This is a genomic window from Pseudomonas sp. SDO5532_S415 (assembly GCF_054071155.1).
In genome coordinates, this window is record NZ_JBSVWS010000182.1 from 1 (window position 1) to 10,894 (window position 10,894).

At 61.2% G+C, this 10,894-nt stretch carries 9 protein-coding genes; 4 read left to right on the forward strand and 5 right to left on the reverse strand.

Translation table 11 applies throughout. The annotated features are described in order from the left end of the window. Positions 1-87: 87 nt before the first annotated feature. The 4 genes from ACW9HW_RS25885 to ACW9HW_RS25900 all read right to left on the reverse strand — a co-directional run bounded on the left by ACW9HW_RS25885 (position 88) and on the right by ACW9HW_RS25900 (position 3,617). Complete coding sequence (locus ACW9HW_RS25885) at positions 88-642, reverse strand: tetratricopeptide repeat protein (RefSeq protein WP_095197258.1); 555 nt, start codon at positions 640-642, stop codon at positions 88-90. Positions 643-868: 226 nt separating this feature from the next. Next, the gene (gene hemL / locus ACW9HW_RS25890; RefSeq protein WP_095197259.1) at positions 869-2,152 is read right to left on the reverse strand and encodes a glutamate-1-semialdehyde 2,1-aminomutase; all 1,284 of its coding nucleotides are present in this window, start codon (positions 2,150-2,152) and stop codon (positions 869-871) included. Between the two features lie 22 nt (positions 2,153-2,174). Next, positions 2,175-2,801, reverse strand: coding sequence for a thiamine phosphate synthase (thiE, locus tag ACW9HW_RS25895; RefSeq protein WP_095197260.1), 627 nt, complete (start codon positions 2,799-2,801; stop codon positions 2,175-2,177). Positions 2,802-2,819: 18 nt separating this feature from the next. Next, entirely contained in the window at positions 2,820-3,617 is a 798-nt protein-coding gene (locus tag ACW9HW_RS25900) for a hydroxymethylpyrimidine/phosphomethylpyrimidine kinase (protein WP_095197261.1), read from the reverse strand. Between the two features lie 416 nt (positions 3,618-4,033). On the opposite strand from ACW9HW_RS25900, the gene ACW9HW_RS25905 reads away from it, so the two are divergent. From ACW9HW_RS25905 to ACW9HW_RS25920, 4 genes are all read left to right on the forward strand, one after another. Further along, positions 4,034-6,418 carry a 7TM diverse intracellular signaling domain-containing protein gene (locus ACW9HW_RS25905; RefSeq protein WP_457402128.1) on the forward strand — a complete coding sequence of 795 codons (2,385 nt, stop codon included), beginning with the start codon at positions 4,034-4,036 and terminating at the stop codon, positions 6,416-6,418. Positions 6,419-6,492: 74 nt separating this feature from the next. Then, positions 6,493-8,142, forward strand: a complete 1,650-nt coding sequence (locus ACW9HW_RS25910; RefSeq protein ID WP_457402130.1) for an acyl-CoA dehydrogenase family protein — start codon at positions 6,493-6,495, stop codon at positions 8,140-8,142. 179 nt (positions 8,143-8,321) lie between these two features. After that, a complete protein-coding gene (gene amn, locus ACW9HW_RS25915) occupies positions 8,322-9,821 on the forward strand; it encodes an AMP nucleosidase (RefSeq protein WP_170948728.1) in 1,500 nt (499 codons plus the stop codon). 68 nt (positions 9,822-9,889) lie between these two features. Beyond that, complete coding sequence (locus ACW9HW_RS25920) at positions 9,890-10,525, forward strand: pseudouridine synthase (protein WP_457402132.1); 636 nt, start codon at positions 9,890-9,892, stop codon at positions 10,523-10,525. Here ACW9HW_RS25920 and ACW9HW_RS25925 read toward each other — a convergent pair. Then, entirely contained in the window at positions 10,520-10,729 is a 210-nt protein-coding gene (locus tag ACW9HW_RS25925) for a DUF2788 domain-containing protein (RefSeq protein ID WP_095196702.1), read from the reverse strand. The genes ACW9HW_RS25920 and ACW9HW_RS25925 overlap by 6 nt on opposite strands. Positions 10,730-10,894: the final 165 nt, after the last annotated feature.

Consider the following 10,894-nt stretch of genomic DNA (forward strand, 5'->3'; position numbering starts at 1 on the left):
ACCTGTGAACACACAATGTGTGAACAATTGAGATCAACTGTGGGAGCGAGCCTGCTCGCGAAGGGGGCAGCCAGGGCGATATGAAAATCAGGGCAATGGCGAGAAAGGCGTACGCCCGTCGGCACTCTGCAATTCCATCAGGTATTTGCGGAAAATTTGCCCAAGCACCTGAGTGGCGACTTCCAGTTCTTCGCGGGGCATTTTCTCGGTGACTTCGTCGGCGGTGTCCAGTGCGTCTTCAGCGCCGTTGACCGCGGCCATTTTCAGCAGGATGTAAGCCTGAACGTTGTTGGCCGGGACACCTTCGCCGTGGAAGAACATGGAGCCGAGCTTGAATTGCGCCTGGGCGTGGCCTTGCAGCGAGGCCTTTTCGAAGTAGCTCAGGGCTTGATTGAGGTCGCGCGGCGCATTTTTGCCTTCGTAGTAGAACTCACCCAACTCGTATTGCGCTTGCGCATCCCCTTCATCCGACGCTTTCTGGCAGGCGGCCAGCGCCTGTGCCAGGTCTTGCGGCTGGGTATTGAGGGTGCAGCGACCCATCGCTGGGATTAACAACGAGTTACCGCCTGCTTGTGCGAGCGCGAGCAGGGGCTGAAGGAGCAACAGGCAGCCCAGTGAAAGGGCGCGGCCGGTGCGGTTCATGGGAATCGACTTACCTCTGAAGGGCGCGCGGACCCATCGAGGGGATCCAATAAGCGCGCATTATGAAATAAGCAGGGCCAACCTTACAAAGTCTTTACTCGTTTTTCTGCTGCGAGGGAAATATATCGCCCTGTTTGCGGGGGATTAATGGCAGATGAGTAGGAAAAAGCGTTGGAATGTAGGTGAAAGCTGACGCTGGCGATGGCCAACGTCAGCGTTTCGAGCATTACTTCAAGGCAGCAAATGCGCGCTCGGCGGCATCCAGCGTCAGTTTCAGCTCGGCTTCGCCGTGGGCGATCGAGGTGAAGCCGGCTTCGAAGGCGCTCGGTGCCAGGTACACACCGCCTTCCAGCATCAGGTGGAAGAAGCGGCCGAACAGGGCGGCATCGCTGGCCATGACGTCATCGAAAGTCACGATGTCGTCGGCACCGCTGAAGTACAGGCCGAACATGCCACCGGCCTGGGTGGTCACGAATGGAATGCCCGCCGCATCCGCACGCACTTGCAGGCCATCGAGCAGGCGAGTGGTGTAGTCGGTCAGCTCGGCGTGGAAACCCGGACGGCTGATCAGGCGCAGGGTGGTCAGGCCGGCCGCCATCGCCAGCGGGTTGCCGGACAAGGTGCCGGCCTGGTAAACCGGGCCCAGCGGGGCGATGCGCGACATGATTTCGCGTTTGCCGCCGAAGCAGCCCACCGGCATGCCGCCGCCGATGATCTTGCCGAAGGTGGTCAGGTCCGGCGTTACGCCGTAGTGGGCCTGGGCACCGCCGAGGGCAACGCGGAAACCGGTCATCACTTCGTCGAAGATCAGTACTACGCCGTGCTTGTCGCACAAAGTGCGCAGGCCTTCGAGGAAGCCGGGGGCCGGTGGCACGCAGTTCATGTTGCCGGCTACGGGCTCGACGATGATGCAAGCCACGTCCTGGCCGACCTCGGCGAGCATGGCTTCAACCGCGTCGATGTCGTTGAACGGCAGGGTCAGGGTGTGTTTGGCGAACGCCGCCGGAACACCGGCCGAGCTTGGGACGCCTTGAGTCAAGGCGCCGGAACCGGCCTTGACCAGCAGGCTGTCGGAGTGGCCGTGGTAGCAGCCTTCAAATTTGATGATGCTATCGCGACCGGTGAAACCACGGGCCAGGCGGATCGCGCTCATGGTCGCTTCGGTGCCGGAGCTGACCATGCGCACCATTTCCATCGACGGCACCAGCGAGCAGACCAGATCAGCCATCTGGGTTTCCATCTCGGTCGGGGCACCGTAGGACAGGCCGTGCTCAAGCTGCTTGCGCACGGCGTCCAGCACGTCCGGATGGCTGTGGCCCAGAATCATCGGGCCCCAGGAACCGACGTAATCCACATAGCGTTTGTTGTCTTCGTCGGTGACGTAGGCGCCTTCGGCGTGCTTGAAGAACAGCGGCGTGCCGCCAACACTTTTGAACGCACGAACCGGCGAATTCACACCGCCGGGAATGTGTTTCTGGGCATTGGCAAACAGAGTTTCGGAACGAGACATGATCGGGCTCTCAGACTTTTAGCTAATTAATAGAAAGCAGTTCGTTGAATGCGCGGGCGCGGCGAGTCACTTCAGCCGTGCTCTCGGCGCCGAACAGGCCATGCACCACGGCCAGCAGGTCGACCCCGTGGGCCACCAGCGGGGCCGCATTGTCGAGGGTGATGCCACCAATCGCGCAGATCGGCAGGTGCAACCGCTGGCGGGCCTGATCGAGCAGGTCGAGGCTGCAGGTCGGGGCGCCGGGTTTGGTATTGGAGTTGAAGAAGCGGCCGAAGGCGACATAACTGGCGCCTTCCTTGGCGGCCTGTTCGGCGAGTTCAAGTTGCGCGTGGCAAGTCGAACCGATGATGGCCTTGGAGCCTAGCAGTGCGCGGGCCGGGGTCAGCGGACCGTCGGTCTGCCCCAGGTGCACGCCGACGTTCAGGCGTGCGGCCAGTTCGGCGTCGTCATTGATGATCAGCCGGGTCTTGTAGCGTTCGCACAGTTCACGCAAGGCTTCGGCTTCACGCAGGCGGCGGGCATCATCGTTGCTCTTGTCGCGGTATTGCAGCAGGGTGACGCCGCCTTCCAGCGCTGCCTCCACATACTGAAGCAATCTACCGTCCAGTAGATGGCTGTCGGTAATGGCGTACAGACCACGTAGTTTCATCGGACAGCCCTCATGGCGTTACGAACAGAAGTCCAGTGGCAGGCGGCGCGGCACGAACTGGCCTTTACCCAACTGCTCGGCATCGCGCAGGGTGCGCCACGTGTAGTTAAGCGCGGTCTGCACGGCACTGGCGAGGTTTTCACCTTGGGCCAGACGGCCGGCGAGGGCGCTGGCCAAGGTGCAGCCGGAACCGTGATAGCTGCCGGGCAAGCGCTGGCAGGTATAGGTCTGGCGCAGGCCATCGCGGCTGTAGAGGCGATTGTGGATTTCGGTCTCGTCGCCATGGCCACCGGTGATCAGCAGGTGTTTGACGAACGGCAGTAGTTTTTCAGCGCACTCGTCCGCGGTGCCTTCAGGCAGTTCGGCGAGAATTCGGGCTTCGGGGAGGTTGGGGGTGGCGATGATCGACAGGGGCAGCAGGCGTTCGCGCATGGCGTAGCCAACTTCGTCCTTGCCCAGGCGTCCGCCGCCGCCGGCGCGCAACACCGGGTCGCAGACCACTGGCAAATGCGGGTGCGCCGAAAGCAGTTCGACAACGGTGTCGACCATTTCCAGGGAACCGAGCATGCCCAGTTTGACGGCTGCGACTTCGGAGTCGTTGAGCACGGCATTGGCCTGGGCCAACACCCACTCACGGTCGAGGACGCGGAAGTCAGTGACATTGACGGTGTCTTGCACGGTCAGGGCGGTGACGGCCGGAGCCGCATGGCAACCCTGGGCGAGCAGGGCTTCGATATCTGCCTGCAAGCCGGCGCCACCACTGGGGTCGTGGCCGGAGAGACAGAGGACAACGGGGCGAGAGCTGTAGATATTCATGGTGCGCGAGCTTACCACCAAACATCTTTTTTCGGGTGTGGTGTCATCCTGTCCAGCCGATACATTTGTGGCGAGGGAGCTTGCTCCCGTTGGGCTGCGAAGCGGCCCCAAAACATTCTGTCCGTTACACCGTGCCATTGGAATTTGCGACAGCTTCGCAGTCGAGCGGGAGCAAGCTTCCTCGCCACAGAGGTTCGGCGTTTCACACGTTGACTGGCGAAACAGCTCTATCTCAATAACCGTCGCTGGAACGCCCGTGCTAGAGCCTTTTCAGGAAAAATTTAGATAGTGCTCAATGGCCATCAACGGCTATGCTAGAGTGGATCCAAACCAATAACAGGTAACACCGGTTTTACGTCTACTCAAAGGGAATGGGGGCTTCCTGACGGAACCGGAAAGGCCACGCTGGGGCATAAATGCGCTATTTGCTGATGTTGCTGTTGTGTTTGCCCCTCCTGGCGAACGCCGTCGAATTCGATGAGTTCACTCAAAGCCTCCCCCTGGGCCGAACTCTGCAGGTGTTTGAAGATGCCGGTGGTCAGGCGAGCATCGCAGATGTGCGCGCGCTGGCCGCGGCCGGCAACTTCAAACTTCACGACAAGGCCACCCTCAACGCCGGGTATTCGCGTTCGGTGTACTGGCTGAAAATCGACCTGCATTACCGTCCGACCAACCCGACGGCGCAACGGACCTGGCTGCTGGAACTGGCCTATCCGCCCCTCGATCACCTTGACCTGTACCAGCCCGATGCGGTCGGCAACTATCAACGGGTTCGCCAGACCGGCGATGCCTTGCCGTTTTCCAGTCGCGAAATCCGCCAGAACAACTACCTGTTCAATCTGGATTTCACTCCCGACCAAACGCAAACCCTGTATCTGCGCCTGCAAAGCCAGGGCTCGATCCAGGCGCCGGTCACGCTGTGGTCGAGCACCGCCTACCTCGAAGCGCAGCCGGTCAGGCTTTACGTGTTGGGGCTGATCTACGGTGTATTGCTGGGAATGCTGGTCTACAACCTGTTCATCTACCTCAGCGTGCGGGATACCAGCTACCTCTATTACATCTTCTACATCGCCTCGTTCGGCTTGTATCAGCTTTCGGTGAATGGCGCGGCCGTGCAGTATTTCTGGCCGGACAATCCCTGGTGGGCCAACGCGGCGACGCCGTTTTTCATTGGCTGTGCCGGACTGTTCGGCAGCCAGTTCGCCCGCAGTTTCTTGCAGACGGCCACTCACAGTCGCTGGCTTGACCGCTTGTTGCTGGCGTTGGTGGTGTTCAGTGCACTGGTGGTCGGGTTATCGCTGATGACCAGTTATGCCCTGGCCTTGCGCCTGGCGACGGCCCTGGCACTGACCTTCACGGTGGTGATTTTTGCCGCGGGGATTTTCGCCTGGCTGCGCGGGCTGCGGGTCGCGCGCTATTTCATCATTGCCTGGTCGGCCTTTTTGCTCGGCGGCATCATCAACACCCTGATGGTCCTGGGTTATCTGCCGAACGTGTTCCTGACCATGTATTCCAGCCAGATCGGCTCGGCCATCGAAGTGGCGCTGCTGTCGCTGGCCCTGGCCGACCGCATCAATGCCATGCGCGAGCAACAGGCGCAAACCCTGCTCGACGCCGGGCAAAAGCTGGAAGTCCTCAACCAGCAACTGGCCCGCAGTAACCAGCTCAAGGACGAATTCCTCGCGACCCTGACCCATGAGTTGCGCACGCCCATGAACGGCGTGATCGGTTCGCTGGAGCTGATGCAAACCGTCGAAATGGACCCGGAACTGGAGCAATACCAACAAACCGCCGCCGGGTCGGCGCGGGACATGATGCGCATGGTCAATGGCATTCTCACGCTGACCGAGTTGCAGGCCGGCAAGCTCAAGGCTTCCCCGTCGACGTTCAGTCTGCGTAGCGTGGTCGAGGCATTGCGCGTGCAATTTGAAGGTAATGCTTCCAGCAAGTCTCTGGATTTCAAGGTCGATGTGGCGCCGGGCGTACCGGATCGCTTGCACGGCGACAGTGCCAAGTTGGCGCAATGCCTGGAATGCCTGCTGGATAACGCTATCAAGTTCACCCGCGTCGGTGGTCTGGCGCTACGGGTGACCGGGAAAACGGTCAGTTCCGATCGGCTGGCGTTGTCCTTCGCGGTAATCGACACCGGCATCGGCTTTACCGATCTGGGCGAGGCGACGATGTACCAACGGTTCTTCCAGCTCGATGGTTCAATGACGCGCGAGTACGGTGGTCTGGGCGTGGGTCTGGCGATCTGCCGGCAATTGGTCGAGTTGCTCGGCGGCCGTCTGACGCACCGTTCCGAGCCCGGTCGCGGCAGTCGTTTCCAGCTCGACGTCGAGTTCGAATTCCCGGCGATCGAGGCTCCATCAGTACCCTTCATGACGCGCGACTTTCCGCGTCTGCGGCTACCGCAGGATTGCACCGTGCTGTTGGTGGATGACAACAACATCAATCAATTGGTGATGCGCGGCATGTTGCTCAAGCTCGGGTTCCGGGTGCGGACCGCAGACAACGGCATCGCTGCGCTCGAGTTCCTGCAGCGTGAAACCTTTGATGCGGTGTTGCTCGATAGTCAGGTGCCACCCATGGAGGGTGTGTCCGTCTGCTGCCAGATCCGGGCATTGCCGGGCTGTGCCGAGTTGCCAGTCTTCATGATCGCCCAAGGCGCGGATCGGGAACGTTGCCCGACGGGCGCGCTGATCGACTGCCTGAGCAAGCCGGTAAAATTCGAAGACTTGCAGGCAGCGCTCTATCGCCGGGTGCTCTGTCCGAAACAGGGCGAAAGCGCCGACAGTTAGGCAGATATGACACTTTGTTCGGCCAAGGGGCGGTGCTTAACTGAAATCCCTTGGCTGACCAAAGGAGCCCCGTCATGAACCTGCATCAGTTCGCCGAAACCCACGAAGTCACCAACCAGCCACCGTCACTGGACGGCGCCAACCTGTATCGCATCGATTTGCCGCTGCAGGAGTGGTCGCGGCGTTTCGGGGCCGGCTGGGCCGAGTCGCGGATCGAGGCTTACGGCGCGCTGGCCGGTGGGCCGCTGATGGAAGCGGGATTCCTGGCCAACCAGAACAAACCGCTATTCAACAGTCATGACCGCTATGGCCACCGCATCGATCTGGTGGAGTTTCACCCGGCCTATCACCAACTGATGCGCGCGGCGATCGAACATGGCCTGACCTCATTGCCCTGGGCGCATCCGCAGGACGGCGCTCACGTCGCCCGCGCGTCCATGACGTATCTGCACAGCCAGGCGGAAGCCGGCAGCGGTTGCCCGCTGACCATGACCTTCGCCAGTGTCCCGGCGCTGCGCCTGCAACCGGACCTGGCGGATAAATGGCTGCCCAAGATCCTCGCCACCGAGTACGACCCGCGTAACGTCGGCATGGCCCACAAGGCGGGTGTCACCATCGGCATGGCCATGACCGAAAAACAGGGCGGCACCGATGTCCGGGCCAACACCACCAAGGCCTATCCGGTGGGGGCCAGCGGTCCTGGCCAGGCCTATGAACTGGTGGGGCACAAATGGTTCTGCTCGGCGCCGATGTGCGATGCCTTCCTGACCCTGGCGCAGACCGACAAGGGCCTGACGTGCTTCCTGTTGCCGCGCCATCGCCCGGATGACACGCGTAACCAGTTCTATATCCAGCGCCTGAAAAACAAACTCGGCAACTGCTCCAACGCCTCCAGCGAAGTGGAGTTCCGTGGTGCGCTGGCATGGATGGTCGGCGAAGAAGGCCGGGGCGTTCCGACCATTATCGAAATGGTGGCCATGACCCGATTCGATTGCATGGTCGGCTCAAGTGCCTTGATGCGCCAGGCGCTGACCCAGGCCAGCCATCACTGCGCCCACCGCATGGTCGGCGGCAAGTTGCTCAGTGAACAACCCCTGATGCAAAACGTGCTGGCCGACCTGGCGCTGGAAAGCGAGGCGGCCTTGGCCTTGAGCCTGCGCATGGGTCGGGCGCTGGATCATCTGGATGATTCCCGGGAAGCGAAATTCGCCCGACTGGTGACGGCGGTAGGCAAGTACTGGATCTGTAAACGTGCGCCGGCCATGATCAACGAAGCCGCCGAATGCATGGGCGGTGCCGGTTATGTCGAAGACAGTATCCTGCCGCGTCTTTACCGTGAGGCACCGGTAAATTCGACGTGGGAAGGCTCCGGCAACGTGCAATGCCTCGATGTACTGCGGGCCCTGTCGAAAGAACCGGGTGTGTTGGATGCATTGTTCAGCGAATTGGGCGACGGCCATGGTGACAAGCGCCTGGCTGCTCACATCACTCAGTTGCAGGCGGCGTTCAAGGACACCGACGACATCCAGTATCGCGCCCGGCAACTGACCGAGGATATTGCGCTGGGTCTTCAGGCCAAGTTGTTGCTGGAGGCGGGGAATTCGGCGGTCAGTGATGCATTTATCGCCAGTCGTCTGAATGGAGGAGGCCGGGTTTATGGCGCGCTGCCGCGTGGGCTGGATGTGGAAGCAATCGTCGCCCGCTCGACCCCGCAGGGTTTCTGAGACCACACCGGCCCCTGTGGGAGCGGGCTTGCCCGCGATAGCGGCCGGTCAAACAACATGGATGTTGGATGTGAAACCGTAATCGCGGGCAAGCCCGCTCCCACAGGGATTATCTGTGTCTCATATATTGAGGCGCATCCAACACACCACTGTTCCCGTGAAGCGACGATGCAGGCAAGATGAAGCTCTGCAAGTCAGAACACAGGATGCTGATCGTGACCGAAGCTTTTATTGTCGTTCAAACCGCCGAGCAAGCCGTGGATCGGCTTGCGCTCTTGCACAATCGTGCGACCACCGCGCTGAGTCAGGCGCTCAAGCGCTATCTCAAGGATCGTGTCGAGCCGGATGCCGAGCAGCGGGCAATGTTTCGTTATCCCGAGCTGCGCCTGACCTACCACTGCCAGGGTGAAGTCCCGCAGACCACCCGCGCTTACGCCAAGGTCCAGCTGCCGGGCACCTACAGGGTCACCGTCACTCATCCCTCCGCTTTCCGTAAGTACCTGCTGGAACAGCTGGTGCCATTGATGCACGACTTCACCGTGACCGTGGAGGTCGGGGTCAGCGAGCAGAACATTCCTTATCCATACGTGGTCGAGCAGGGCGACGAACTGGCCGGTTCCGGTGTCACCGCCGCCGTGCTGGCGCGGGTGTTCCCGAGTACCGACCTGTCGGCGGCGTCCGATGGCATTGCCGATGGCCTGTACGATTGGGAAAACACCGATCCGCTGCCGCTGGCGCTGTTCGACGCAGCGCGGGTGGACTTCTCCCTGCGCCGCCTGGTGCATTACACCGGCAGTGATTGGCGCCATGTGCAGCCGTGGATCCTGCTGACCAACTATCACCGTTACGTCGACCAGTTCATCGTCCATGGCCTGGAGCAGTTGCGCAGCGACCCGCGTTTTGTGCGCATGGTGCTGCCGGGCAACGTGATCATCGAAAAGAGCATGGACCACGGCGAAGCCTCGGCCATTGCCGCCGGTGTGGTCTGGCACCGTTACCAGATGCCGGCCTATCACCTGATCGCCACCGACGGCCACGGTGTGACGCTGGTGAACATCGGTGTCGGCCCGTCCAACGCCAAGAACATCACCGATCACCTGGCCGTGCTGCGTCCGCATTGCTGGTTGATGATCGGCCACTGCGGTGGCTTGCGTCAGTCGCAGACAATCGGCGACTACGTACTGGCTCACGCTTACATGCGCCGTGACGGGATTCTCGACCGCGTGGTACCGCCGAACATTCCGATCCCGGCCCTGGCCGAAGTGCAGATGGCCTTGCAGCAGGCGGCGGCCAACATCACCGGCGAACATGGAGATGAGCTGAAGAAACGCCTGCGCACCGGCACCGTGCTGACCTACGACGACCGCAACTGGGAACTGCGCTGGGCCCAGGAGCGACCGCTGATCAACCTGTCCCGCGCCGTGGCGGTGGACATGGAAAGCGGCACCATCGCCGCCCAGGGCTATCGCTTGCGGGTGCCCTATGGCACGTTGCTCTGCGTCTCGGACAAACCGCTGCACAGCGAAATCAAGCTGCCGGGTTCGGCCAACGCGTTCTACGAGCGTGCGGTCAGCCAGCATTTGAAAATCGGCATCGAAGCGGTGGACCTGCTACGTACGGAACTCAACTCGTTGCATTCGCGCAAACTGCGCAGCTTCGACGAGCCACCGTTCCGCTGACAGTCATGGTCATTTGGCGGTCAGGCCACTAGCATAGTGAGCCCTGACCGTTAGATGTTCCTTTGCTCATGTCTCGTCCTCAACGTCCTGTTTCCCGCCGCCCTGGCGTGAAGCCATCTCCTTCAGCAACGCGCCGTGTCGCCAAGGCGCCGCCGGCCGAGCCGAAACTGATCCTGTTCAACAAACCGTTCGACGTGCTGACGCAGTTCAGCGACGGCGACGGGCGCGCGACGCTCAAGGACTTTATCGAGATTCCCGGGATTTACCCGGCAGGAAGGCTGGACCGCGACAGCGAAGGCTTGCTGTTGCTGACCAACGACGGCCAACTTCAGGCACGCATCGCCGACCCCAGGCACAAACTGGCCAAGACCTACTGGGTACAGGTCGAAGGCGAGCCGAGTGTCGAGCAGCTGCAGCGTTTGCGTGATGGTGTGGAGTTGAACGACGGCATGACTTTGCCCGCCGATGCGCGGCAACTGGAGGAGCCCGCGTTGTGGCCGCGCATTCCGCCGGTACGCTTTCGCAAAAGCGTGCCGACGAGTTGGCTGGAATTGGTGATTCGCGAAGGTCGCAACCGGCAGGTGCGGCGCATGACAGCGGCGGTCGGGCTGCCAACGTTGCGGCTGGTGCGAGTCAGGATCGGCGACTGGACGATCGAAGGGCTCGATCAGGGCCAGTGGAAGGAAGTGCCGGCGCGGTTATAGCGTGCCGGTTTCGATCAGGCCGATCACTACACTCTTGATGATGAATGCTGCCACGCCAAGGCCCAGCACGAAGAACAGAATGAACGAACCGAAGCGCCCGGCCTTGGACTTCTTCGCCAGATCCCAGACGATGAAACCCATGAAAATGATCAGAATGCTGACCAGTCCGGTCATCATCCACTCTTCGAATACTGCAGGATCCATCGGACATCTCCAGCGTGGGCGGGGCTAAAAGGCGCTGGAGTATAAGGCATGGCGGGTGCGTAAGGTGCGGGTCTGCGGCAGTGTGTCGCAGCTATTCGTCGCTTGTGCGGGCCTCTTCGCGAGCAGGCTCGCTCCCACAGGGATCTCACATGCACTGAAGATCCA

Bases quoted from the DNA above. Each gene is read 5' to 3' on its own strand.
- ACW9HW_RS25885 (WP_095197258.1), bottom strand. From the start codon at position 642: ATGAACCGCACCGGCCGCGCCCTTTCACTGGGCTGCCTGTTGCTCCTT.
- hemL (WP_095197259.1), bottom strand. From the start codon at position 2,152: ATGTCTCGTTCCGAAACTCTGTTTGCCAATGCCCAGAAACACATTCCC.
- thiE (WP_095197260.1), bottom strand. From the start codon at position 2,801: ATGAAACTACGTGGTCTGTACGCCATTACCGACAGCCATCTACTGGAC.
- ACW9HW_RS25900 (WP_095197261.1), bottom strand. From the start codon at position 3,617: ATGAATATCTACAGCTCTCGCCCCGTTGTCCTCTGTCTCTCCGGCCAC.
- ACW9HW_RS25905 (WP_457402128.1), top strand. From the start codon at position 4,034: ATGCGCTATTTGCTGATGTTGCTGTTGTGTTTGCCCCTCCTGGCGAAC.
- ACW9HW_RS25910 (WP_457402130.1), top strand. From the start codon at position 6,493: ATGAACCTGCATCAGTTCGCCGAAACCCACGAAGTCACCAACCAGCCA.
- amn (WP_170948728.1), top strand. From the start codon at position 8,322: ATGAAGCTCTGCAAGTCAGAACACAGGATGCTGATCGTGACCGAAGCT.
- ACW9HW_RS25920 (WP_457402132.1), top strand. From the start codon at position 9,890: ATGTCTCGTCCTCAACGTCCTGTTTCCCGCCGCCCTGGCGTGAAGCCA.
- ACW9HW_RS25925 (WP_095196702.1), bottom strand. From the start codon at position 10,729: ATGGATCCTGCAGTATTCGAAGAGTGGATGATGACCGGACTGGTCAGC.